The 23,928-nt window shown below is 40.4% G+C and carries 22 protein-coding genes and 1 pseudogene; 10 read left to right on the top strand and 13 right to left on the bottom strand.

Translation table 11 applies throughout. The annotated features are described in order from the left end of the window. Window positions 1-158: 158 nt before the first annotated feature. Entirely contained in the window at window positions 159-569 is a 411-nt protein-coding gene (locus tag JOC77_RS17870; protein WP_204546271.1) for a DUF5365 family protein, read from the bottom strand. Window positions 570-784: 215 nt separating this feature from the next. Here JOC77_RS17870 and JOC77_RS17865 point away from each other — a divergent pair, with 215 nt between their 5' ends. Beyond that, a complete protein-coding gene (locus JOC77_RS17865) occupies window positions 785-1,684 on the top strand; it encodes an RluA family pseudouridine synthase (RefSeq protein WP_204546268.1) in 900 nt (299 codons plus the stop codon). Window positions 1,685-1,814: 130 nt separating this feature from the next. On the opposite strand, the gene JOC77_RS17860 is transcribed toward JOC77_RS17865, so the two are convergent. From JOC77_RS17860 to JOC77_RS17840, 5 genes are all read right to left on the bottom strand, one after another. Beyond that, window positions 1,815-2,087 (bottom strand): GlsB/YeaQ/YmgE family stress response membrane protein, encoded by a 273-nt coding sequence (locus JOC77_RS17860; protein WP_204546265.1) that lies wholly within the window; start codon window positions 2,085-2,087, stop codon window positions 1,815-1,817. A gap of 24 nt (window positions 2,088-2,111) precedes the next feature. Continuing rightward, window positions 2,112-2,651 carry a hypothetical protein gene (locus tag JOC77_RS17855; RefSeq protein WP_204546263.1) on the bottom strand — a complete coding sequence of 180 codons (540 nt, stop codon included), beginning with the start codon at window positions 2,649-2,651 and terminating at the stop codon, window positions 2,112-2,114. Between the two features lie 234 nt (window positions 2,652-2,885). Then, window positions 2,886-3,500 (bottom strand): NAD(P)H:quinone oxidoreductase, encoded by a 615-nt coding sequence (wrbA, locus tag JOC77_RS17850; protein ID WP_204546249.1) that lies wholly within the window; start codon window positions 3,498-3,500, stop codon window positions 2,886-2,888. A gap of 170 nt (window positions 3,501-3,670) precedes the next feature. Continuing rightward, on the bottom strand, window positions 3,671-4,141 hold the full coding sequence (locus JOC77_RS17845; protein ID WP_204546238.1) for a DinB family protein: 471 nt from the start codon (window positions 4,139-4,141) through the stop codon (window positions 3,671-3,673). 522 nt (window positions 4,142-4,663) lie between these two features. Beyond that, a complete protein-coding gene (locus JOC77_RS17840; protein WP_204546236.1) occupies window positions 4,664-5,227 on the bottom strand; it encodes a GNAT family N-acetyltransferase in 564 nt (187 codons plus the stop codon). Between the two features lie 161 nt (window positions 5,228-5,388). Here JOC77_RS17840 and JOC77_RS17835 point away from each other — a divergent pair, with 161 nt between their 5' ends. The 3 genes from JOC77_RS17835 (at window position 5,389) to JOC77_RS17825 (ending at window position 11,478) form a co-directional block, all read left to right on the top strand. Then, the gene (locus tag JOC77_RS17835; RefSeq protein ID WP_204546234.1) at window positions 5,389-6,618 is read left to right on the top strand and encodes an ATP-grasp domain-containing protein; all 1,230 of its coding nucleotides are present in this window, start codon (window positions 5,389-5,391) and stop codon (window positions 6,616-6,618) included. Continuing rightward, entirely contained in the window at window positions 6,602-8,833 is a 2,232-nt protein-coding gene (locus JOC77_RS17830; protein ID WP_239558878.1) for a hypothetical protein, read from the top strand. Before JOC77_RS17835 ends, JOC77_RS17830 begins: the two co-directional genes overlap by 17 nt. An 830-nt stretch (window positions 8,834-9,663) precedes the next feature. Further along, window positions 9,664-11,478 (top strand): hypothetical protein, encoded by a 1,815-nt coding sequence (locus JOC77_RS17825; protein WP_204546232.1) that lies wholly within the window; start codon window positions 9,664-9,666, stop codon window positions 11,476-11,478. Between the two features lie 77 nt (window positions 11,479-11,555). On the opposite strand, the gene JOC77_RS17820 is transcribed toward JOC77_RS17825, so the two are convergent. Next, on the bottom strand, window positions 11,556-12,200 hold the full coding sequence (locus JOC77_RS17820) for an SDR family oxidoreductase (RefSeq protein ID WP_204546231.1): 645 nt from the start codon (window positions 12,198-12,200) through the stop codon (window positions 11,556-11,558). Between the two features lie 528 nt (window positions 12,201-12,728). Then, window positions 12,729-14,378 carry a catalase gene (locus tag JOC77_RS17815; RefSeq protein ID WP_204546228.1) on the bottom strand — a complete coding sequence of 550 codons (1,650 nt, stop codon included), beginning with the start codon at window positions 14,376-14,378 and terminating at the stop codon, window positions 12,729-12,731. Window positions 14,379-14,457: 79 nt separating this feature from the next. On the opposite strand from JOC77_RS17815, the gene JOC77_RS21895 reads away from it, so the two are divergent. The 3 genes and pseudogenes from JOC77_RS21895 (at window position 14,458) to JOC77_RS17800 (ending at window position 16,566) form a co-directional block, all read left to right on the top strand. Then, window positions 14,458-14,616, top strand: a complete 159-nt coding sequence (locus JOC77_RS21895) for a hypothetical protein (protein ID WP_204546225.1) — start codon at window positions 14,458-14,460, stop codon at window positions 14,614-14,616. Continuing rightward, window positions 14,603-14,656, top strand: a pseudogene (locus tag JOC77_RS21890) (hypothetical protein); the annotation flags it as partial. The gene JOC77_RS21895 and the pseudogene JOC77_RS21890, both read left to right, overlap by 14 nt. Window positions 14,657-15,042: 386 nt before the next feature. Continuing rightward, window positions 15,043-16,566, top strand: a complete 1,524-nt coding sequence (locus JOC77_RS17800) for an ATP-binding protein (RefSeq protein ID WP_204546222.1) — start codon at window positions 15,043-15,045, stop codon at window positions 16,564-16,566. A gap of 273 nt (window positions 16,567-16,839) precedes the next feature. Here the strand turns inward: JOC77_RS17800 and abc-f are convergent, their stop codons facing one another. From abc-f to JOC77_RS21405, 3 genes are read right to left on the bottom strand one after another with little or no spacing between them, the layout of a single operon-like run. Further along, window positions 16,840-18,198, bottom strand: a complete 1,359-nt coding sequence (abc-f, locus tag JOC77_RS17795; RefSeq protein WP_204546220.1) for a ribosomal protection-like ABC-F family protein — start codon at window positions 18,196-18,198, stop codon at window positions 16,840-16,842. A 5-nt stretch (window positions 18,199-18,203) separates the two neighbouring features. Next, window positions 18,204-18,419, bottom strand: coding sequence for a hypothetical protein (locus JOC77_RS17790; RefSeq protein ID WP_204546218.1), 216 nt, complete (start codon window positions 18,417-18,419; stop codon window positions 18,204-18,206). Between the two features lie 2 nt (window positions 18,420-18,421). Then, window positions 18,422-18,613 (bottom strand): ATP-binding cassette domain-containing protein, encoded by a 192-nt coding sequence (locus tag JOC77_RS21405; protein WP_239558875.1) that lies wholly within the window; start codon window positions 18,611-18,613, stop codon window positions 18,422-18,424. A 581-nt stretch (window positions 18,614-19,194) separates the two neighbouring features. Between JOC77_RS21405 and JOC77_RS17780 the strand changes: the two genes are divergently transcribed. Next, window positions 19,195-19,482 (top strand): DUF1761 domain-containing protein, encoded by a 288-nt coding sequence (locus tag JOC77_RS17780; RefSeq protein WP_204546202.1) that lies wholly within the window; start codon window positions 19,195-19,197, stop codon window positions 19,480-19,482. A gap of 21 nt (window positions 19,483-19,503) precedes the next feature. Here the strand turns inward: JOC77_RS17780 and JOC77_RS17775 are convergent, their stop codons facing one another. Beyond that, window positions 19,504-20,298, bottom strand: a complete 795-nt coding sequence (locus JOC77_RS17775) for an aldo/keto reductase (RefSeq protein WP_204546328.1) — start codon at window positions 20,296-20,298, stop codon at window positions 19,504-19,506. A gap of 616 nt (window positions 20,299-20,914) precedes the next feature. Beyond that, a complete protein-coding gene (locus tag JOC77_RS17770) occupies window positions 20,915-21,811 on the bottom strand; it encodes a manganese catalase family protein (protein ID WP_204546199.1) in 897 nt (298 codons plus the stop codon). 377 nt (window positions 21,812-22,188) lie between these two features. Between JOC77_RS17770 and JOC77_RS17765 the strand changes: the two genes are divergently transcribed. Next, on the top strand, window positions 22,189-22,812 hold the full coding sequence (locus JOC77_RS17765) for a DUF47 domain-containing protein (protein WP_204546196.1): 624 nt from the start codon (window positions 22,189-22,191) through the stop codon (window positions 22,810-22,812). Between the two features lie 15 nt (window positions 22,813-22,827). Further along, window positions 22,828-23,826, top strand: coding sequence for an inorganic phosphate transporter (locus JOC77_RS17760; RefSeq protein WP_204546193.1), 999 nt, complete (start codon window positions 22,828-22,830; stop codon window positions 23,824-23,826). The last annotated feature ends 102 nt before the right edge of the window (window positions 23,827-23,928 follow it).

Genomic DNA, 23,928 nt, shown 5'->3' with positions numbered 1-23,928 from the left:
TTTGAACCGGCTCTCACAGCCAGCTGAATGCCTGATAGTATACCGGAGAGCGGGCTGATTGAATCAGAAAAGGACAACATAAACTTAAAGCATATAACGGGGCTTCTCGAAAAAAAGAACTGCAATAGACCCGATTGGCCTTTTGCAGTTCCTGCAGCTCACACTAATATTTCATTAGCAGGATTAATAAATAAATTCAAATCCTTTGTAGGTGTATGTATGTAGCTGAATTGATCGAAGGATAAAGGAAAATAAATGCCGTATTTATTTAGCAGGTTAGCATTATGAAAAAATAACTCTTCAAGTCTTTCTTCTGCCATCTCAATATTTACTCTCTTTTTTTCTAAAACTGTTAAAATAACATTTAAACTGGTCATAACATGAAAAGCATCTTTTAAGGTTCCAAAGTAATCATAACTTTTTGTAGTAGTTTGCAGGACTCCAATTTCTTTAAATTGCAAAATATCTCTTTTTGTAAAATACATAGGAAAAACCGATTCATAAAAATAGTGAACTAGGTCAGATATTTCCTGCTCTTGTTCTATTGTAGAAGCAAAAACCACTCTCACGAAAAAAACCACCCTTAAGCATTTTATCCTGTTTATTCTGTATATTGTGTTTTCCTTTTTTTAGGATAACATAAAATCATTCAAAAGTAGGGTGGAAATTTAAACCACTTGGCTATTATCTAGTTAATTTGGACTTAATAGATGCAAATAACTGGATGAATCCGCTAGCATTAATAAATTTATCTAAAATTTAAATAGGAAAGAAGTGGCAATGTATGATTAAGACTGAAAAGAAGGGTTCTTCCTTACATATATGGGTTCCCGAGAAATGGGCAGGTTACAGCGTGGAACAGGTATTTACCGAATACTGGCGTGTCCCTAAAAAGATGGCCCACGAATGGAGGATGGGGAAGAAAGTTGTATTAAGAGGCAGGCCAGCTGTATGGAGTGAAATCTTACAAAAAGGAGATTTGCTTCAGGTGCCATTACTTTATGCTGAAGAAAAAGAGAGAGAAACTTATATGGATATACAGGTCTTATATGAAGATGATCATGTTATCGTTGTGAATAAAAAAGCAGGCGTACAGACACATCCATCTCAGCCGGAAGAAACGGATTCTCTGGTAAACGGAGTAGCCTTCTATATGCTTTCTAATGGTGAAAGCCAGTTTCCGTTCCATATACACCGGCTTGATAAAGATACCACGGGTGCGATTTTATTTGCAAAAGACCGGCTATCAGCAGCAATCCTCGACCGGGACTTACAAGAAAGAAAAATTAAGCGGACTTATATAGCTCTTGTACATGGCCTTATCAAGAACAAAAAAGGCACGATTAACGAAAAGATTGGAAAAGACCGTCATCATGGTTCGCGGAGAAGAGTCTCTCCAACGGGACAGGACGCTGTAACACATTATGAAGTGATACAGGTGCTTCCTGATAAAAACCAAACGCTTGTAAAATGCCGTCTGGATACAGGGCGTACTCACCAAATCCGCGTTCATTTAAGTTATGTGGGACATCCATTAGTTGGCGACCTTTTATATGGCGGCCAGCCTGTTGTATCAAGACAAGCCTTGCACGCCTGTAAACTTGAATTCACTCATCCAATTACTGAAGAAAACATTGAAATCTCGGCTCCCTTTCTGGACCATCCTGCTATTTTTACGATGTAATAAAACTAAAACAAGGCGAAGAACAAAGTTCTCCGCCTTATATATTTTAACCCGCCATAAAGACAGGGGTTTTTCACCTTTGGCTAAAATGCGATGCTCTTTGTCCTATGCAAAATCAAACTTACTTGTTTTACATATATCCTCCTGAATGCTTACTGTGATTTCCTTTGAAAAATAACCTCAGGATAAATACAAATAAGATAGCACCAATCAGCGCGGGTATTATAGCAAAGCCTCCTGTGGCTGGACCAAAACTTCCGAGCAGCATAGATCCTAACCATGCACCTGCAAAACCCGATACGATGTATCTTACAATCCCGCCTGGTACTCCATATCCAATAATCATTTGTGCGATCCACCCAATCAGGCCTCCAATCACGATGGACCATACAATACCAAGCATAGCAAAACTCCTCCCACTCTTTATTTACTTACTAGGCTGCAGAAGAGAAGTTGGAATAAAGCCCTTTTTCTGGGTATCTTCTACCAGCACCTTCGCCCTTATCGCTTCTCTGCTGACAATTTTTACTTTCGTACCTTTTTTCAGCTCAACAGCCTTTTTCTCGTTAACCATATTAGAAACTCCGTCATAATCATTTATTTTAATAAACTGATAAAGCTTTTCATATTCGCCTTCCGTTTCAGCAAGAAAAGCATCTTGTTCTACGGATGCATGCTCCCCGGGCTCTAATATTTTTTTCTCTGCCTTAGTTTTGGCATTGTTCATCGTGCTTTTCACCTGATCGACTGCCTGTTTAGTTTTCTCTTTCAAATTTGCGGTGTCGGCCTCCTGTTTAACTTTATCTTGGGCCGGCTGTGTTTTCTTGTCTATTTCATTTACTGCTTTTTTCGATTCCTCTTTTACTTTTTGAGCTGCACCTTCCGTATTTCTTGCAGCTTCTTCTCCCGCCTGGCCGCAGCCTGTAAGCATGGCGGCAGCTATTAAAGCGCCCCACATTTGTTTCACCACTATAGCTCCCCTCCAATCAGTTATCATTGTTGTCCTAATGAATAAGCAAACTGCCTTCAGAGTGTTGCTTGCTTAGTTCTCCATAGCAATATTAAGCATGCTTTTGTTAGTTCATATATTCCCGCGGCTTTATGGTTCAAACCAGCCGCATGATAAAAAGCAAATAAAAAATCCGGCGTTTATTTTTAATTTGTAAAAAGAGAGAATATCTGCTGATATTCTCTCTTTAGACTATTCTTTTTGTCCTTCTTTAATCCACCCTGCTACTTCAATCGTTCTTTTTGCCTGAAATTTAACGGCCGCTTCTGCATCTTCTTTCATATTGCCTTCCTGGTCTATCGTTACAGAGGTGCCATAAGGATTACCGCCAGCACCAAAAGTAACAGGATCTGAATAACCGGGTGGAACAAGAATGGCACCCCAGTGCATCATGGTCGTATAGAGAGCCGTAATCGTCTGTTCCTGTCCTCCATGCAGATTACTCGCGGAACTCATTGCACTTACAACCTTATTAACCAGCTTTCCTTGTGCCCACAGTCCACCCGTCATGTCCAAAAATTGTTTAATCTGAGCTGGAACATTTCCAAACCTCGTTGGAGTACTGAAAATGATGGCATCCGCCCATTCTAAATCGTCATTCGAAGCTTCCGGCACATCCTTTGTTTCATTGTAGTGTTTTTCCCATGCCGAATTTTGAGAAATTGCACTTTCCGGAGCGAGTTCTTTCACCTTCAGCAGTCGCACCTCTGCCCCAGCCTCTGTTACAGCTTCTTCAGCCCAGCGGGATAATTGATAGTTAGTCCCTGTAGAACTATAATAAATAATCGCAACATTAACATTTGCCATTTTTCCATCTCCCTATCTCTTTAAAAATCTTTCCCAAGGCTTGCCATGACATAATCTTAATTCCCGTTATTTCCCTTCAAAAACCCTTTGGTCCATAAGTGCAAAAAAAAATAAGCCACACACGGTCTATTTTTACAAATCAATTTCCAGTCCGTTTTAGGCTCCTGCCATTAATCCCAAATGTTTACTCTATGAACTCCTGCTGTCCGTAAATAATCCAGGAGCTGCCCAGTATGTATAGATTCATGATATCCGACCCGGAGAAGCATATCTCCAAGAGTCCTAATATAACCAGAATCAGAACGATCGATTAAAATATGGGAAAGATCCTCAGCGGTAAGTGATCCTGCCATTTCAATAAAGCTTGCCCTTAAAGGTTCTGAAAGGGTTATTTCTTGTTCAATAGAAACTATTGGCTGTTTATCAAAAGGCGAATCATAATGCTCAAGGCTTCCCCTATTCAAAATAGCTAGATGGTAGTAATGTTCTGAATCCAGTACATGACGCACCATTTCCAAGCATGTCATCGCTTCTTCATCTGGCTTCCAGTCTAAATAGTCAGTAGGAATAGATCTCCAGACCTTAATGCTTCGTCTTCTGATCTCTTCAAAATTTAATACGATTAATTCAGCTGGTTTCATATTGCCCCACCTCCTTATAATTACCTTTAATTATACATGAAGGTTTCTTGATAAGTTCGGGTTAATTAGACCAATAAAGAAAATGGATATTTAATTGATAATTTCTTTTTTAATAAATGAATGTTTTTCGGCTTTTTTTATAATATACTTCCTCATGGCTGGTGGGAGAAAATATTCTGAGGCAGATAAACATGATAAGACTTAACTTCATTATTTTCATAACGAATAAATAACCCTTAATGAAGGTTTACCCTTTATAGGAAGAGTTACCGGTTTAGCTTCTTCTCCTGCAATACTAGAAATAGTACTTATATCGTTTTTGTATTTTTCGGCCGTCAGCTTCTATAAAGTTCTGGACTTCACCAACAACTTCAGTCAGTTAAAACTAAAAGAAAAAGGACTGCACATTAGCAGCCCTTTAATCCTCCCATATTGAACATCACTTAAATATAGAAGTTCTGAGTATAAGAAGTTAACAGCAAAACATATTGTGTTAAGCGTTTACATTCTTGTATTTTCAAATTATTTTGCGACACTCCAGTTGTCTTCTTTTATAGACAGAACCTCAGTCACTTTTTGCATTTCTTTATCATAAACATCTGCTGCTTTATATGAATGCACTTCTGTGTATACTTCTCTCATTTTAGAAAAAACCCATTCCTCATTTTTACGCTCTGGGGACCAATAAAAGATATCCATGTCATTTAATTCATCTGTAATAACATGGCGGCGCTGATAGATTATAGAATTAGCTTTTTTGAAGCTGTTTCTCTCATAAAATTGAACTCTCTTTTTGCTATCAGGATCTGATGGTGTAATTGGCTCTACTTCAAGGAGAATTGGCTTATTTTTCTTTTTAAGCCGGCTTATGAGAGTGCTGCCCATTCCGTTTCCACGGTATTTTCCGCTTATCAGAATGTAATCAACAAAGATAAAATCTTCCTTTTCGAGATAGATGAGAACATGTTCAGGACCAGTCTCCCGCTTATACGTTTCTTTATCGGAGAATAAGATTTTCATTTGCGCCTCCGATTTCATCTCTCTTTCAGGGAAATATTCTCTCAGCTTGCTATACCATTCAGTCATTGTCCGTGGCAACTCCTTTAAAGTTATTAAATCTATCTTCTAATACCAATATTTTTTACCCATTAAACCTTTTTTAAAAAAATATGTTTGAAAACTTTTAGTTTAGGAAATATATAGTTCGTTAAGATTCTTTTACTCTATTAAAAAGGCAGGGAACAAGGATGGATAAATCTGAAATCCAAGAAACTAAATTAACGGCTCTCTTAGGCTGGAGTTTGCCGGCTATTGAGGCAATCGATAAGCTGAACAAACCATATGTCGTGGTCGGTCCCCCAGACTTCCAGGAGTTTGCAGATAAAAACGGCATCCAATTTGTTGCCTGGGACTTCGAACAGTTGAACGAACGTTCCATCGAGTTATACGAAAAACTGGCAGCTTTGAATACTAAGGTAGCTGTGCCGATTTATGAAGAAACCGTTGAATGGGCCGGCGCACTGAATGCACATTTCAATAACGATCCCCGAATATTTAACCGCTCACTTCTTCTAAGAGATAAAGGTTTAATGAAACGTAAAGCCCAAATGGCTGGAATTCGCGTAGGTGTATTTGAAGAGGCTTACACGAAGGATGATGTATACCGCTTTTTGAAAAGGATGAATGAGGCTCTTATTAAAATGGATGGCGATGTAAATGATCCTATCCACGTTAAGCCGTTAAATAAAGCCGGCACAGTAGGACACCGCCTGATCCGCGATGCACAGGATATAGACTTAATGGGCGACACTGAATTTCCCTGCCTGATGGAGAGCCATCTGGATGGACAGGAATTCTCATGTGAAGCCTTCATCCATAATGGCAAGATTCAATTTCTGAATATTACAGAATATGTACAGCTGGGCCATTCAAACTTTATACCGGCATCCCCTGCTTTAGAGGAATGGCGTCCAAGAATTAGAGAAGAAGTACAAAAGCTCGTAGATTCATTTGAAATTAAATATGGTGTCATTCACCCTGAGTACTTCATTGCGGCTGATGGAACATTGAATTTTGGGGAAGTGGCTGCCCGTGTACCAGGAGGCCATATATTCGAGCTGATTGAACGTGCCTATGGATTCAGTGCATTCCAAGCGCAGATACTTTGCAGCGATCCGGATACAACCGAGGAGGAGCTTCAAGCATTTTTCCCGGAAGAAGTAACCTCTGCAAGAGGCTATGCTGGGAGTTTAATGGTTTACCCTAAAGTTAAACTAATTGAACGTCTTAATGTTCCCGAAGAATTGAAAACGAATCCATACTTTGAAAAACATGACATGTTTATCCCTGTTACGTCAAAAGTCGCAGAGAGGGTTGGATTCGGCAACCACTACGGCACCATCTTCTTCTTTGGAGACGACAGCGAAAAAATGAGAAGCTTATTAAAGCAATACGAGAAGTATGACTTTTATTTATAATAGGTGGAAACGACTGTATCATCTGCTCTTTTCTAATGATGGCGGCGAGACTTCAACCGCTATAGCCGAGAAAAGTCTTCCTGATACAGATGCACCTCAAGAACAAGCTTACGCCAGTAATATGGAACCTCATCTCAGCGGAAACACTGTTGAAATGAATGAGGAGCTAGAAAGATCTGAAGTTGAAAACGAATCTCCAAATTTAGAAATACATGATATTTTACCTTTAGCGACTGGGGGAAAAGAAACGATGGCCACAGAAACATCTACTCTTATTGAAAAATTCGAATCAGCCCTTGATTCGTTACAGCAGGCAAAGCCTTTTGCCAAAAGCATGTATCAGACCAATGTGTTTCAATTGGCTACAGAATTGGCTGGTACAGAAGACGGCCTTCATGCGCTCTACGAAAATGCTTCTAAATATGATGAAGCGGGAGTTTTTTATGCCGGGCCATGGGAGGATGCTTCAAAGCTACAGCCGCCTTTAGTAGGTGGCTCCCTAAAGCTAAAAGGAGTTAACTCTATCATTGAACTGTTAAGTGAAATGCGTCTTCTTTCAATCGCTAAGGGGGATTACCAGCATAGTAAGCTTTCACAGGAAGAGGCCAGATCATTTTTGAATGAAGTGCTTGCATTGAATTTAGATTTGCTTTTCCCTCCTGAAACGGAAGCTGCAAGGGTTGAATCCGGAGAACATATTGAACGCGCAGAGCGCCTATTTCAATATTTAGGAGCCGAACTGTCCTTTAACGCCATAGCAGATAAAATTGTAGGAGAAATTGAACGTTTAACTGTCCAAAGGCCGATTATGGTTGACCGCATTAAAAGCATGATTGAAATGGCCAAGAATATGGTTAAATCGGATATCGATGAAAAGTCCAAAGAGTCCCTTATAAAATTTGAAAAAGCTATTACTTCCCCTACTCCACTTAGTGCGGAGTTTCCGGATATACGGCAATATCAGAGTAAATTAAAGGAAGCAGATGAAGAAGTATTAGAAAAAGAGGCTGAAGTATTCTCAAAATCTGTACAAGCCACAGGCCTTGTATCACCTTTTCATGCTACCTTTATCCGTTTTATTAATAGAGCGAAACCAGATTTAATGCCTGCAGCACTTGATTTATCAGAAACTGGCATCGCGAGCTATAATGCCAACAAAGAACTGATCCGGGACATTATTCTACTTTCGATCTATCCGCAGACCTGCCAGGCTATTTATGGACTGGGCAGGATGCTGGACAGAGGAGTTTTGACCCAGGAGCCTCTAATCCCGGCTATCCGCCGTCTATTAGAGCTGGATATCCATCCTCAAGTCAGAAACAGCTTATTAAAGCCTTTATATAGGAAAAACGGCATTACCGCAAATGGAATATTAGTTGCGGGAACCGTTAGTGTTCTCGGCCAGCCGCTGGGTGTGGGCCAGGGATTAAACCCTACCTGCCAGTCTGCAAGGGCCATCAGCTTATGGGCTCAGCATGGCAATGGACAGCTGCTTGAAAATATTGCCCGCGGTGCACGCGATAATGATATTGATATGACGTTTGAAGGTGAAGTTATCCATTCAAGCCAGCTGGAAGGCGGAGTAGCCGGTGGAGAAATTCACCAGGATTTAGATCCGGTCTCAAAGGTTCTCGTTCCACACCTGGATAAAATTTATAATGAAATGATGAAGAAAACATTACTGCGCGGTGAAGACGGGCATAAATGGGTGAATCCGGAATTTTATGGAGAGTGGATTCCTAGAGGATTCTTAAATCTTATAGATCCTATCACTGGATATGTATCTGAGTTTGATGCCTTTGTCCGCTTATTCTATGCAACCCATCACCCGGACTATAATGAAGGATACGAGCTGATTTACCCTAATCCTGTCGGCATTTATATTACCAATGTCCATGGAAACCTATTAGGCTTGCATGCAGTGTCCATTCAAAGAATTGCCGAAGATGCAAACGGAGAATACAGAATCTATTTCTACAATCCTAACAATGACAGCAGCCAGAATTGGGGCCAGGGCATTGAGCCAAGCGTTACCGGAAATGGAGAGCTTGAAGGGGAATGCTCACTGCCTTTCCATCAATTTGTGTCACGCATGTATGCATTCCATTACAATCCGTATGAGCAGGGAGATACGTATATGGTGGAAGACAGCATCGTGGCTGAGATAAAAGGAATCGCCCAGACAAGCTGGGGCGAAGCATATACCTGGATTTAACAGTTAAAAAACTATGCTCTGATTTGGGAGCATAGTTTTTTTATCTAATTGAGAACATGTGAGCCGCGGGATTCCTCAGGCAGTGTATAGACTGGCAGGATAATACGTTAAGCTCGATAGACAGACACATAAAATATCGAGTTAGCCACATAAATTGATGTTATAGCCACATAAAAAATAGTTTTAGCCTCATATACCCATTGTTTTGAAGGAGGGCTTTGTCCGAACTTTTTAAAAGGGATTTTTTGTGTAAAATAAATGAAGGAATTAACCAATTAGTAGTATTTTATTAATAAAGCAGTCATAAAGTGAAGTGGAATATTGAATTTTCTAGAGGTTTTGGCGGTGTTTAGAAAAATTTAGTTATGATTTAAATGGCTTATGCTTATGTTCAGGAGTTTATGCTTATGTTTGTGAATTCTATGATTAAGTTTATACGTTCTATGCTTAAGTTTGTGAATTTTATGCTTAAGTTTGCGAGTTCTATGCTTTAGTTTTAGCCTTTTATGCTTATCCTTATAATTGGCAGGATTCTACTCAAGATTCTGAGTCTCATGCTTTCCTTTAACACCTTATGTCTTTTCGGGATTTACGCTTTCCTTTATCACATATGCTTATTCAGGCTCTATGCCCCCTTGCTTTCGCATGTTGCGTAAGGATTGTTGGCACCTCTACCAACCACTCTCCCCCTGCCCGGCTCATAGTTATTCCGGATACACTCAACCCTTCTCCATAATGCCCATTATTTCTTTTTTGGTAAAAGCTTGTAAATTTATCCCTCTTTTTGTCTATACTATAGTAAGCTTTGTAAACCGAAAGGAAAGAAAATCATGGGCTTATTAAATAATCTGAAAGATGACCCGCTGCTGCCCTTGGTTCATTTGTACATGCAGGATAAGTCACCTAGGAGAAACCTGCTGCGAGACCAGATTCTTTTGAAAGCAAGTGAGCTCACTATGAGTTTATCTGGACTTGAAACTTTATTTTCCTATGCTCCCCAGTTAGATCAACACCATTTTTTCCAGGGGACTCCCTGGGAACATATGGATCTTCTCCAGCCCCCTTTAGTCAGGGGAACTCTGGAAGCCGGGAACGCCGCTGCCACTACGGAGGTCTGCAGCAATCTTCGAATACTTGCCATAGCTCTCGGGATATACCCCCACCCTTCATTCAGTGCCGAAAAAGCCCGCCTATATTTAAATGAAGTAATAGCCCTCAATTTGGATTCACTTTTTATTGCTGAAACCGAAGAGGCCCGAATAAATCAGACAGAATTCCAGCAAACCCGAATACTATTTGAATTTATCACTCTCCGATATCCTTTCCATGGTGCATTAGAATATGTAACGAAAGAAATTGAAAAACTGTCCGTTCAACGGCCTATAATAACCGATAAAATTGAAAAGCTGATAGCCTCAGGAGCAGTGCTTCTTAAGCATTATCAGATTCAGCCTGAATCGTTTAAGAAGTATAAAGATGCTGTTCACACACCCTCCCATTTCTCAAGAGAGTTTGAGGAACGGTACGAAGAGGAACTAAAGCAGCTGAACTATGAGTCCTTAGCCCGTGAAGCAGAGCAATTCAGCCTATCAATGGCAAATACAGGCCTCGTTTCACCAAGCCATGCTTGTCTAGTGACACATCTAAATAAGTATGCCCCAGGGTTAATTGGCGCCTCATTAGGTCTGAAAGCAGCGGGGAATAAAAATTTGAAGCAGCATTTTCCGCTAATACAAGAACTTATTACTGCAGGCATTCATAAAAAGACTAAGCAGGCGGTATATGGATTATCAAAAATGCTGGAAAGGGATATTTTCACAGAAGAGCTTAACAAGGCAATACGCCAGGTCATATCCTCCGAACCTGATTTTTCAACACAACAACTCATACAGAAAGTATTTCACTGCAGGACGGATCAAGAGGCAAAAGCATGCCTGGCAGCCGGGCTTATAAACATACTCGGGCAGCCGCTTGGCGTTGGGCAAGGATTTAATCCAACCTGTCAGTCGACAAGGGCGCTAAGCTACTGGTCGCAAAAGAATCCTGTATTCTTTCTGAAAATCTATCATGAAGCAATAACTACGGGGGCAGTGTCACTCCCCTATGAGGGCCAGATAATAAGTTCTTCCTATTTAAGATTATCTGAAATAAACTTCACCATTCCAATGGATTCAGCGTCAGCGGTCCTTCTTCCTCATTTAGATGCAATTTATGCTGAAATGCTGAAGCGGACTGGATTCAGAGGTGAGGATGCACACAAATGGATAAATCCACACTTTTACGGACATGGTGTTTTGCCTGGATTCATGGACGTCAATCATAGCCAGAACTTTTTAATGCTTTTCAGACACTATTATCACCCATGTTTCCAGCATACGATTCAGCATGCACTTCCCCAGCCGGCAGGGGTCATTATTTATGATCGGAATGATAAGCCGCTGGGAGCCCATGCGATATTGATTCAAAGAATCTGTGAAGATCAGCTGGGAAATGTCCGGGTTTACTTTTACAACCCTAATAATGACAGCAGCCAGATATGGGGCAAGGATATGGAAGTGAGTGTTTCCGGAAATGGGGAAATAGAAGGTGAGGCCTCTCTTCCCTTTGAGCAATTTGCTAAATGTTTATATGCTTTTCACTTTTAATAATAAAATATGCCGTTTATGGCCTTGAATTCATAGACTAAAAAGCGGGCAGCATGCTTATCATGCGGCCCGCTTTTTTAAATTCTTTTTAAGGCGTCTTTAATGGGCACTTCTCCGGAAATAACATCAAATGACCGATTAAATGTGTGTTCTTCATCTAAAGCGGCCATAATGCAGCTCGCCACATCGTCCCTCGATATTGTTCCTCGTTTCAGGTTTTCTGCAGCTTCTATTTTTCCTGAGCCTGGCTCATTCAGAAGCCCGCCAGGCCGTATGATTGTATAAGTCAGACTGCTTGCTTCTAGAGCTTTGTCCGCATAATGCTTAGCCACATAATAGGGCTTTATTTGTTCATTCCAATTTTCTCGATTATGTGCCTGGAGTGCACTTACCATGATAAATCTGTTAATGCCTGATTTTTCAGCTGCTTCAATAGTTTTAACCGCTCCATCCAAATCGATTAAAAGGGTTTTATCTGATCCAGTACTCCCTCCCGAACCTGCTGTAAAGACCACAGCATCACAGCCTTTAGCTGCTTCTGCGAGCCCTTCCACACTTCCTTCTAAATCAGCTAGGACTGCCTCTGCCCCAATACCTTTAAAATAATCTAATTGTTCTTCCTGCCGTACCAGAGCTCTGACTGAGTGATCATTATTTTCGCTTAGCAGCCGCACAAGGTGCTGTCCCACCTGCCCATTTGCTCCTACAACTAGTACCTTCATGCTTAGTAACCCCTTTATGTTTGATTTCTGACTTATCCATTAACGTTCCAAATTAAGGTGATACAAATACATATCCTTTTTTCTCCTCTGTCAAACAAATGTCTACTCTTATTTCATGAAACGGATTTCATGAGAGTGAAAAAATGGTTATGTTTAAAAGAAAATATTTAAAATCTAAAACTTTAGGCAAGGATATGTGTTATCTTTAAAAACAAATTAAGATTCCTTTCCTGACTCGACTTAATTAACATAAGCACCCGTTATAAGAACAATACTTCTGCCCTTTTTCCCCACCCTACAATAGGTTTGTTTAATTTCCTAACACATCCTTTTCCCTCAAAAAATTAATACTCATTTTCACCACTTCTGGCGGGAAAAGCGAGACAGGCGAGATACACGCGAAACATTGGCCCGACGCTCACCCGAGGAATAGGCCGAAGAAAAATCAAAAATAAGAGGCTGCCAGTAGTCAGTTTTCACTGACTTTCTGGACAGCCCTCTCTCGTTCTTACAACATAAAGAATAAGTTTAATAAGGATCGGCTTCGTGACTTTTCTTCACGGCATCCTCTGTTGCTTTGTTTGCACCTAGTGAACCTTGACCGAATTTCGATTTACCTGCTTCACGGCCTGGCTCTTTGTTTTCCATCTTCATTTCTTCTATTTCTTGCATCTTTGTTTCAATACCTTCTTTCACACGGCGGCCATATTCTTCATCAGCTTGTGTGAAATGCTCGATCATGGCATCTTGAATTCGTTTATCACATACCGCAAGCGCTGCGGATAGGTTTTTGATCAATTCGTCGCGCTCCCAATCTTCCATGCTTCGGTACGTTTCTCCTGCTTGACCGTAGTTGTTAGGGCGATCAATCGGTTCACTCATCGACGCCGCATTATACGTTGGACGATGCTGCGGACGATCTTCTTTACTCGCTTCCTGGTAGCCGCCGGTCATGGATGGCTCATAGTTAATATGTGGATTTTCTCCAGACTCTTTCGGATCACGAATATCCATTTGGCCGCGATGCTGGTTCGTTCGAACAGGCACTTTTGGTGCATTAACAGGTAATTTTAGATAGTTCGCACCTACACGATAACGCTGCGTATCGGAATAAGAGAAGGTACGGCCTTGCAGCATTTTATCGTCAGAGAAATCCATTCCATCGACTAGAACCCCTGTACCAAAGGCGGCTTGCTCGATTTCCGCGTGGTAATCCACTGGATTGCGGTCAAGAACCATACGACCCACCGGCAGCCATGGAAATTTATCCTCCGGCCAAAGTTTCGTATCATCGAGCGGATCAAAATCGAGTTCTGGATGATAATCATCTTCCATGATCTGCACAAAGAGCTCCCATTCCGGATAGTCGCCGCGTTCAATCGCTTCGTATAAATCCTGGGTCGCATGACCAACGTTCTTCGCTTGAATCGAGTCTGCCTCTTCTTGTGTTAAGTTGCGAATACCTTGCTTAGGCTCCCAGTGATATTTCACCAGTACTGCCTCCCCTTTTGCGTTTACCCATTTATAGGTGTTCACACCAGAACCCTGCATGTGCCGGTATGTAGCTGGGATACCCCATGGAGAGAATAAGAATGTAATCATGTGCGTTGCCTCAGGGGTACGGGAAACGAAGTCAAACATCCGCTCGGGATTTGGGACGTTTGATGCTGGATCAACTTTAAACGCGTGAATCATATCGGGAAACTTCATCGCATCACGAATAAAGAAAATCTTGAGGTTGTTCCCAACTAAATCCCAGTTCCCATCCTCTGTATACATTTTTACAGCAAAGCCGCGCGGGTCTCGTGCTGTTTCCGGCGAATCTTTTGCTCCTGCCACTGTGGAGAAACGAACCATTAACGGTGTTTTCTTTCCAGCACCCGAAAATACTTTCGCACGTGTATACTTCTCTGCCGGCTCATCTCCAACTTTTCCGTACGTTTCAAAATATCCAAAAGCTCCAGTTCCTCGTGCGTGTACCACACGCTCCGGTACCTCTTCCCTATCAAAATGGGAAATCTTTTCAATAAAATGATAATTCTCAAGTGTCGCTGGACCCCGATTACCAACTGTGCGGATGTTTTGGTTATCCGTCACAGGATGGCCCTGACGCGTTGTCAACGTCTCACGTTTCTCGTCTTGTCCCTTTGAAGCATTGATATCTTTGTTCTCTGCCAAAATGAACACCTCCTCAAAATATGTTACCCCTATCATATGGCTCCGAAACCGGGTCATCTTGAAAGAAATGATGATATTCGTGAAATATAAAAGCACAAAAATGTTGAGCGTCCTCGAATGTGTCAATCATCCGCTTCATGTCCGCAAGACCATCGACCTGGAAAACAATTTCGGCCCGGCAGGTGAAACGTTAGAAGATTTAATGACTGTGAAGGGACGATCTCATTCTAAATCTTGATACCACTCTAAAGCCATGCCGTAAAGAAATACAGAAAAAAAGGATTGAAATGTTTTATGAATTCGATGAAGAATACGGCCGAAGGGTTGAAGAAGAATTAAGAGGCAGAGGTACAGATTGGAAAACTTTACTCATCGTGCCCCATCGGGGCTGCCGAAACAGAAGAAGTACTTATTGAAGCAGAAAATAATGGCTCAAGCTTCTGAACCATTGCCAAGGAGGGAATTTTCCTCCTGGTTTTATGCAATAGATTTTATAGTTCAAAGGAACAGTCCTCCTCCTTGCTTTTTTGTAAAATTTCAGCCTCTAATATTCTAGAATATAGGTCTTCAATCACAATTTATTTTATAACAGGGAGGTATTTTTTACTTCTTTGTCAAAGTAAATTACTGACAGCTTTTTGGTTTGGTCTATAGGAGGGGCAATATGAACTACCAAATAAATTACATCGGCAAAAAGATTAAGCAAAATAGTAAAATACTAGCAGGTAAAACAGCAGAAGTTCCAAAAGGCGATATGGTCTGCAGTCTATTAAATGTTAAATTAACAGACCGCCGCTGTTTACTTGAAGAACTATTCTATTATCTTGGTGAATATTTATCTACGGATCATATCGAGGTAAGGAATAGTATAGCTTCCTGGGCCGATTTGTTTGGACAAAGGTCGATTCATTCCGAAATCTCTTTGGACTTGTCCTGCCAATTTATTTATATTGTCCGCTCAAGTATCATGGAGCTCATAGAGGAAGAAGTCACCAGCCAAAGACTATCCACTAAAGCTCTATTTCAGCTTACCAGAGAGCTCGATTCTCTATTTCAGCTGGTCACGAATACCATTACTGAACTGTATATAGACAGCTTTTCAACAACTAAGTTTGCCCTTAACGAATCGGCAGAAGATCTAAGCATCACCCTTAAAGAGCTTGCCGACCTTAAGAACGCTTTAAATGAAGCGACCATTTTTGCGATCACGGATAAAAACGACGAGATTGCCTATGTAAATGAAAAATTCTGCGATATATCTAAATACACTAAAGCGGAATTAATCGGACAAAAACATCATATATTGAATTCCGGTTTTCACCCAAGCAGTTTTTTTGAAGATATCTGGCACACCATCCAGGAGGGAAAAGTTTGGAAGGGAGAGATTCTTAATCAGGCTAAAGATGGAACCTGCTACTGGGTTGATACAACTATAGTTCCTTTTATCAATCGCAGCGGAGAAACCTATCAGCATATATCCATTCAATATGATATTACCGAGCAGAAAAAGACAGAAGAAATCCTCCGAAAAGCGGAAAAACTGTCGCTGGTGGGCGAACTGGCTGCTGGTATTGCTCACGAAATCCGCAACCCGCTGACTACAATCAAGGGCTTTGTCCAGCTTTTAAGAAAATCTCATGAAGAGACAAAGCTGCTGTACGCTGATACCATACTGGAAGAAATAGACCGCATCAATTTTATAGTGAGCGAATTTATGGTCTTCGCAAAGCCTCATGCCAATTATTATACCGAATGTGATGTATGCGAAATTCTTCAAAGTGTTATCAAGCTGCTTGAAGCTGAAGCTGCATTAAAAGACGTAATCTTGCATCATGAAATACCACAGATAAGAAAAAAGATCCGCGGTGAAAAAAATCAATTAAAGCAAGTATTCTTAAATATAATCAAAAACGGGATAGAAGCATTGCCGCTGGGCGGACAAGTTAGGATTAATGCTCATAATACTCATTCAGAAATGGTTATCACTATCCAAGACAACGGGGTCGGAATGAATGAAAACCAGATTCATAAATTGGGAGAGCCATTCTATACAACAAAACCCTCAGGGAATGGACTCGGATTAATGGTAAGCTATAAAATTATCCAAAATCACAATGGAAATATACGTGTAAAGAGCGAAGTCAATCAAGGAACTATATTTCAGCTTTCATTTCCGCTTATTCGTTAACCGCAGTTCTTTCGAATGCAATAGCCAGTGCTCTGCCGGCATTTGGAGCCACCGGCTTTCGTCATATTTCACTTTAGATGCGTCAAAAACGCAGGAGGGCCTATGCTCCCACACACTCTGACGACTGCCATGGCTTGTTCTAACATGCATGAAGCAATGTAACATGTAAGATGTTTCCTATTCTCTTAATTTCTAATAATCTTATCAAAAATTCCCCTTCTTTGAATAATGAATACAAGGCAGTTCTGCAATATGAACTGCCTTTTTTTAAAACTACAGTTGGTTTTTAATGTGATTGATCTGTCTCTGAACCAGTTTTATTTGATCCAGATCCTCCTGCTCCTGACTCACCAAATCTGCTAATTCCAGTTCTAAAATAAGCTGCTGATTCATTAGATTCTGCTTATCTGCCGTTCTTTTCTCATAGCTTTCCCACTCTTTATATGTTCCTTTAAAATCTTGCATCGAGCCTCTATCCATAGAGAGAACACGGGTAGCGACGTTTCTAAGTAAATACGGATCATGAGATACAATGACAACCGATCCATGGTAGGAAACCAGGGCTTCCTCTATTTGCTCTCTTGCATTTATATCTAGATAATTTGTCGGTTCATCCAGTACTAACAGGTTTGAATCTGAAAAATAGAGCTTTACAAACGCTACACGGCATTTTTCACCCATACTTAAATCTTTAACCTTTTTAAATACCTCATCTCTCCGGAATAAGAAACACGCCAATATCGTCCTTGCTTCTTCTTGTGATATATTCTTCAGAGAGAGGACTTCATCTAAGATTGAATTTTCAAGTACCAGTCCTTCCAGCTCCTGCATGAAATAACCAATTTTAAGCTGAGGGTTTGCTTTCAAGATTCCCTGGTCAGGCAAGAGCTGCCCTGTTAATAACTTTAAGAATGTCGTTTTTCCTGAACCATTTTTTCCAGTAACCGCAATTCTCTCGCCCTTTTCAATATGGAAGTTTACGTTTTGAAAAAAAGGAGAAGTTTTAGTATAGGAAAACGAAATGCCTTCTAAGGTAATCATTCTTTTAGAGTCAAACCCTTCACCATCAAAGGCCGCCTTTATCCCCTTCGTTTCTTTTGGCTTTTCAATCTGCTGGCTTTCCAATTTTTCGAGTGCTTTTTCTTTTGACTTTATTTGGACAGCATGCCGCCCTGCTTGCTTTTGTGCAAAAGGGTCTCTCACACTTGCCGAGTTAGAGCCTTTTTGATACCACTGCTTGTAGGTTTGTATCACTTCCAGCAGCTTCTTTTTTTCCTGCTGCTGTTTAGAAAATAAGGCTTTTGCTGCCTGCTGCTCCTGCTCCTTTAATACCTTGAAGGCTGAATAGCCCCCTTTGTACCGCTTTGTTCCTTTGTCAGTGAGCTCGTAGGTGGCCGTAGCTACTTTATCTATAAAATCACGTTCGTGTGATATGAATAGCACGGTTCCTTTATAAGCATCAAGCCATCCTGCCAGCCACTCAACTGATTCTACATCTAAATGATTTGTCGGTTCGTCCAGCACCAGCAGCTTAGGCTGTCTGATTAGCATGCGAGCCAGCTTAAGCCTGGTTTTCTGCCCTCCGCTCAAACTGGAATAAGGATTATTCCATAAAGCTTCCTCGATTTTCATTTCCTTCAATACCCGCTCGACTGCTGCTTCCCATTCATACCCGTCCTGATCAGCATACTCCTGTTAAAATTTTCATCATTTCCATTTGATTCCCATAGTGCATTGTGTTCATCAAGGCTCGTTTTCAGGCTAAAACAAACTGAATTTCCCTGTTGGATAAAGGCGAGCGCAGTCACCTCTGGTTCCGCGTCTTCCTCCATCATCCAGCCGATATCATTCATATCTAACCACGGGAAATAGTTCCCTCAGCATACGGTAATTTTCCTGTCAGCACCTTTAGAAATGTGGTTTTTCCAATACCATTGCTTCCTAATAATGCCACTCTTTCACCCTGATGAATTTCCAGGCTTACCCCTTGTATGATGTTTAGTCCATTTATTTCGACGCTAATATTTTCGGCTTTTAATAAACGCATATATAATCCCCCATCCCTTATCTTTTGTATGATCAAGTTCTCATTTTGAACGACAAAAAAGCACAGGCTTCTGCCTGTGCGAAATGATGAGATATCTAAAGAGAGCTGTCGAAATACATTCGAAAGCATCCCTATTAGAGAAGTATTATCCGTGTCATCTAAAAGTAGACAGACCTATCCCATTGCTCTGACCACAGGCAGAGTACTTTTTTTGCTATACAATTTCTCAGCTAAAAAAGTTATTGGATGTACATATCGTCTATTTTAGATGCCTCCTTATTAGTAGTTATCATCATTATACACTAATTACCAGGGGACTAAAAATGTTAATTTTCTTAAAGTTATATTTTTTCATTTCCTCCCCATACACTTTAATAAATTCACATTGTTTAGCTATAATGTGGATAATGCCCTCAATATATTTTCAGGAAGGAAAAGAGAAAAAATGAATTTCACAGATGTAAGTATTTTAGCCATCATTTTAGCAGCTGCCGCATTGTAATAGGTGCTCTCTGGTATTCCCCTATTTTATTCTCAAACGTATGGATGAAGGCCTTAGAAAAAGAAAAGAAGAGTTAAATATGGAAGGGGCGAATACAGGCTATATATTGACCATGATCGCTGCCATCTTAACCGCCTATATTCTTTCTGTACTTATCCATTTATCGAATGAACCGACCATTGCCACTGGAGCCGCTATTGGATTTTTGGCAGGCCTCACCGCTTCACTCCGAGAGCTGTCGCCTACTTTTTTTGAAAATAGAAGCCGAACCCTTTTTTTACATAAGTGCCGGCTATCATATTCTTTCCATAACCGTTATGGGAATTATTATTGCGTCATTATCTTAATTTGTAAAAAGTCATTTTGAATGAACCTTCCCAGGCCCAAGTCATTCCGGCTGGGGAGATTCATATTTATCTGGATTTGTCCCAAATCTTTCGTTGGAGTTCAGAGCATTAATCTGCTTCATTTCTTTCAAGCTTAAAGTAAAATCAAATAAATCGATATTCTCTCTGATCCTAGAAGGATTCACTGATTTAGGAATCACAATTACATCGTTCTGCAGATGCCATCTTAAAATAACCTGGGCTGCCGTCTTCTGGTGTTTGTCGGCTATTTTTATTAGCTCAGGTTGATCTAACAGCTTCCCTTTACCGAGCGGCGCCCAGGCTTCTACGGCAATACTTTGATTACGGCAGAAATTTCGTACCTGTTCCTGATTTAGCCTCGGATGTAGTTCTATTTGGTTAATGACTGGTATTTCTGCAGCATCCTTTAATAAATTCTCCAAGTGATGGACATGAAAATTACTCACCCCTATGGCCCTTACCTTTCCATCCTTATACAGCTTTTCCATAGCCCGCCATGTATCAGAGTACTTTCCAGCTACCGGCCAGTGGATGAGGTATAAATCTAAATAATCTAAATCAAGTCTTTTTAAAGATTCATCAAAAGCTTTTAATGTAGAATCGTAGCCCTGGTCATCATTCCAGACTTTGGAGGTAATAAAGAGCTCCTCCCGCGGAACTTTACTTTCCCTGATAGCCTGTCCTACTCCCGATTCATTCTGATAAATAGCTGCTGTATCAATTAAACGGTATCCTGCCTTGATTGCTTCCTTCACTGAATCTACTGTTTCAGTTCCAGCCTCTACTTTATACACTCCAAAGCCTATGATGGGCATTTTTATACCATTATGGAGATTCACCTTCGTATTTTGTTGTAGTTCCACTCTCTTTACTCCTTCAGGATGGCACAATTTCTTATTATAGTTTCCTGGTAAAAATCAATTATGCTTCGGTTTATTTTGCTGAGCGCCTTGTTATGTAGCAATTATATTTTAACGGTCCCCAATGTTTATTGACACTACTTAGTCTTGCAAGATACCTATAGTTAAAAAAACCTATAGTCTTTATCCAATTACATTCTACCGATAAAATATAAAACCTCTTCATAATATGAAGAGGAAAGATTTACTCTTATTTGTGATATAGTCCAAACAATTAGAAGATCAATAAATGTAATCAGACTGTGCCGGTATTTATATAATCCTGTTGGACAGCCAAATAGGCGGAGTTGCGTTTTTTACATTCAAAATTCACCTTAGTATTTTTCTATTACATGAGCTGTTCTTTGACATAAATAGCGCCAAAATCAGGCGCCATTTTATCGTTAAGCTACACACAATCTGACCGAAATTCTAACGCATAAACGATAAATCTGAACCACCTCCTCAAAAGGCTTGAACACAAGCTTATGAACGATCTTTTTGCGGGCTCTGCATGCTTGTGCGGATATTTTTACAGTCCTGCAGACCTTTGAAGTCTTTGTACGATTTTCATGAAATCTTCATCAGAGATCCCTGGAGCAAACTCCTCAGGCACATCCGGATAGTCCGGCACTTCTGCTCCTCTTGGGGTTCCCTGGAATACTTCAAGCGGCAGTCCATCCGTCGGATGAGTACCTTTCCAGATTTGATTGATCTGCTTGTAATCTTTGTCGCTGAAGGTATAAAGTCGTGTATGCAGGCCTGCTGCTTCAAATTTGCGTGCATGATCAAAAGCTTTATTATCTAGATTCGGAATCGGAAACATTTTGGTTACGTCTACGCCAGTTGCCATTTCAAGGCCTTTTGCATAAGCAAGGATGTGCACTCCCCCGCGAACCAGCAGATAGCCAATCATTTCCCTCGCTACTGGATTATCTGTCATTTCATACACTCTCATTTTATTTGTCCGGGCCCCGCACTCTAAAAAGAAATTATGCAGAAAGTCAAAAACTAAATTCCCGCTATTAACCACGTACTCCCCATTCCAGGGTCTTCCCTGTGCATCAAGCGGCATAGCCGATTGTGCGGCGTCAATAAAATGCAAAGCAATTCGGTCTGCATTCCCTGGCATTAAAGGCGCTGTATCTGGATCGCCTGGTTCAGTAATACCTTCAAGGCATAAATCAATGGCATGCGAAACCAATTCAATGTGGCCAAACTCTTCCGCTGTAATAGACGCCACTAATTCATAAAATGGGCGCAGTTTTCGCTTGCCTCTAAAATTAAACGATTGAAACATATAATTATTAAATGTCGACATTTCACCAAATTTGCCGCCAATTAATTGCTGCAAATTAGCGGCTGCAGCGGGATCAGGCCTAGGCGTCCTAGGCAGCTCAATTGCAATTTTATCTATTCTTTTTATCATGCTGTGCCCTCCTGCCATGATGTTCTACGGAATGGTTCTTTAAACATCTATGCAAAGCGGGTTAGAAATATGACGCAATCTAAAGATTCTAGAATAGCCGGCGGCACCCTTCTGCTATAAATAACAGAGTCATCAGCCCCGAGACCGGTTATAGAATTTTACTCATTCTTTTATAGTCCAAGAGTTTAGAGATACGTAAAAAGGGAATTCCGTAATGTAAACCTGTTGTAAATTTGCAAAATTTTCAGCCTCTTTAATGTTAAGTTTTTGTAAATTTTCTGTCGAAACCTAGCTTTTTTGTCGAAGAATTTTATAGAATGTAAAAGCAAATACTGTTAGTAAAATATTTTGGATGAAAAAACGGGGGTACTTTAATTATGGTATTTAAGTCAAAGCAAGATAAGTTTGCAAACCTGCTTATCAATATTTCGGAAAACATTAGAGTCAGTGCTGATTATTTCGCTGATTATAAGCTTAACAATATCAGTGATTTAAAGGTATTTGCTGACACAATGAAGGATTATGAGCACAAAGGCGATTCTTACGTACATGAAATAATTAAGGATCTTAATAATGCTTTCATTACTCCTATTGAGCGTGAAGATATCCTTCTTCTGGCTATGACTATGGATGATGTACTTGATGGACTTGAAAGCAGTTCTGCACTCTTTGAAATGTATTCAGTGATAAATGCAGATGATTATATGCTCAAATTTGTGGATGCAATCCGTGATTGCGCAATTGAAATTGAAAAGTCAGTAGCTTTGCTTACAAATAAGAAGAAATTCACTCAAATCCGTGAACATGCGATCAAAATTAAAGAACTTGAATCCATTTGCGACGGAATACTAAGACAGTCTATCAAAAATCTATTCACAGTTGAAAAAGATCCTATCCGCATAATTCAATACAAAGAAATCTATGAAAACCTTGAAGATATTGCCGACAGCTGCCAGTCTGTAGCAAACGCTCTAGAAACCATAGTCATGAAAAATGCGTAAGGAGTTTTAACCTAAATGGATACTTTATTTATATTAACTATATTGATTGTAATTGGCGCCCTGGCCTTTGACTTTATTAATGGGTTCCATGATACAGCTAACGCCATTGCAACAGCCGTTTCAACTAAGGCTTTAAAGCCAAGGCATGCTATCATTCTTGCTGCCGTTATGAACTTTGTGGGTGCCATGACTTTTACAGGGGTTGCTAAAACGATTACAAAAGATATCGTAGATCCCTTTACTCTGCACAACGGTTCTGTTGTCATTCTTGCAGCTTTACTTGCAGCGATATTTTGGAATCTTCTTACCTGGTACTATGGAATTCCAAGCAGTTCCTCCCATGCAATTATTGGCTCGATAGCCGGGGCTGCCATTGCTGCTGAAGGCCTTGGTTCTCTTAATTGGGCCGGGTTCGGAAAAATAGCTCAAGCCTTAATTATTTCGCCGATTTTAGCTTTTGTTATTGGTTACATTGTTTATAGTATTTTCAAGGTCGTTTTTAAAGGATCGAATTTATCTAAGACTAATCAAAGATTCCGATTAATCCAGATTGGAACTGCTGCACTCCAATCCTACACACATGGTACAAACGATGCTCAAAAAGCGATGGGTATCATTACAATGGCTCTTATTGCGAATAATTACGTTACTACTACAGATATTCCATTATGGGTTCAAATATCATGTGCGTTAGCAATGGGGCTTGGTACTTCCGTCGGGGGCTGGAAAATCATTAAAACTGTCGGCGGGCAGATCATGAAAATACGCCCCGTCAACGGAGTCGCGGCTGATCTTACAAGTGCTGCAATCATTTTTGGTGCTACTTACATTCACCTTCCTGTAAGTACAACTCACGTTATTTCTTCTTCCATCCTTGGTGTTGGGTCAGCTCACCGCGTAAAAGGGGTTAAATGGGGCACCGCACAGCGGATGATTATTACATGGATTATCACTCTTCCCATATCTGCTACAGTTGCAGGACTCATGTACTTCTTATTAGATTTAATATTTTAAAAATAGCAGGCCCGGAAATAGTTTCCGGGCCTATTCTATTTGGGAAATAACCCGGGAAATGAGGACAGTCCCCACCGTATGTGATAAAATTCAAGTCAGATA

The organism is Peribacillus deserti (genome assembly GCF_016909175.1).
GTDB lineage: Bacteria > Bacillota > Bacilli > Bacillales > DSM-1321 > Paraperibacillus > Paraperibacillus deserti.
This window is presented reverse-complemented; position numbering and strand designations above follow the sequence as displayed.

Excerpts from the sequence above, each read along its gene's own strand:
- JOC77_RS17865 (WP_204546268.1), top strand. The coding sequence starts at position 785 with ATGATTAAGACTGAAAAGAAGGGTTCTTCCTTACATATATGGGTTCCC.
- JOC77_RS17860 (WP_204546265.1), bottom strand. The coding sequence starts at position 2,087 with ATGCTTGGTATTGTATGGTCCATCGTGATTGGAGGCCTGATTGGGTGG.
- wrbA (WP_204546249.1), bottom strand. The coding sequence starts at position 3,500 with ATGGCAAATGTTAATGTTGCGATTATTTATTATAGTTCTACAGGGACT.
- JOC77_RS17845 (WP_204546238.1), bottom strand. The coding sequence starts at position 4,141 with ATGAAACCAGCTGAATTAATCGTATTAAATTTTGAAGAGATCAGAAGA.
- JOC77_RS17840 (WP_204546236.1), bottom strand. The coding sequence starts at position 5,227 with ATGACTGAATGGTATAGCAAGCTGAGAGAATATTTCCCTGAAAGAGAG.
- JOC77_RS17835 (WP_204546234.1), top strand. The coding sequence starts at position 5,389 with ATGGATAAATCTGAAATCCAAGAAACTAAATTAACGGCTCTCTTAGGC.
- JOC77_RS17830 (WP_239558878.1), top strand. The coding sequence starts at position 6,602 with ATGACTTTTATTTATAATAGGTGGAAACGACTGTATCATCTGCTCTTT.
- JOC77_RS17825 (WP_204546232.1), top strand. The coding sequence starts at position 9,664 with ATGGGCTTATTAAATAATCTGAAAGATGACCCGCTGCTGCCCTTGGTT.
- JOC77_RS17820 (WP_204546231.1), bottom strand. The coding sequence starts at position 12,200 with ATGAAGGTACTAGTTGTAGGAGCAAATGGGCAGGTGGGACAGCACCTT.
- JOC77_RS17800 (WP_204546222.1), top strand. The coding sequence starts at position 15,043 with ATGAACTACCAAATAAATTACATCGGCAAAAAGATTAAGCAAAATAGT.
- abc-f (WP_204546220.1), bottom strand. The coding sequence starts at position 18,198 with ATGAAAATCGAGGAAGCTTTATGGAATAATCCTTATTCCAGTTTGAGC.
- JOC77_RS17790 (WP_204546218.1), bottom strand. The coding sequence starts at position 18,419 with ATGAATGATATCGGCTGGATGATGGAGGAAGACGCGGAACCAGAGGTG.
- JOC77_RS21405 (WP_239558875.1), bottom strand. The coding sequence starts at position 18,613 with ATGCGTTTATTAAAAGCCGAAAATATTAGCGTCGAAATAAATGGACTA.
- JOC77_RS17780 (WP_204546202.1), top strand. The coding sequence starts at position 19,195 with ATGGAAGGGGCGAATACAGGCTATATATTGACCATGATCGCTGCCATC.
- JOC77_RS17775 (WP_204546328.1), bottom strand. The coding sequence starts at position 20,298 with ATGCCCATCATAGGCTTTGGAGTGTATAAAGTAGAGGCTGGAACTGAA.
- JOC77_RS17770 (WP_204546199.1), bottom strand. The coding sequence starts at position 21,811 with ATGATAAAAAGAATAGATAAAATTGCAATTGAGCTGCCTAGGACGCCT.
- JOC77_RS17765 (WP_204546196.1), top strand. The coding sequence starts at position 22,189 with ATGGTATTTAAGTCAAAGCAAGATAAGTTTGCAAACCTGCTTATCAAT.
- JOC77_RS17760 (WP_204546193.1), top strand. The coding sequence starts at position 22,828 with ATGGATACTTTATTTATATTAACTATATTGATTGTAATTGGCGCCCTG.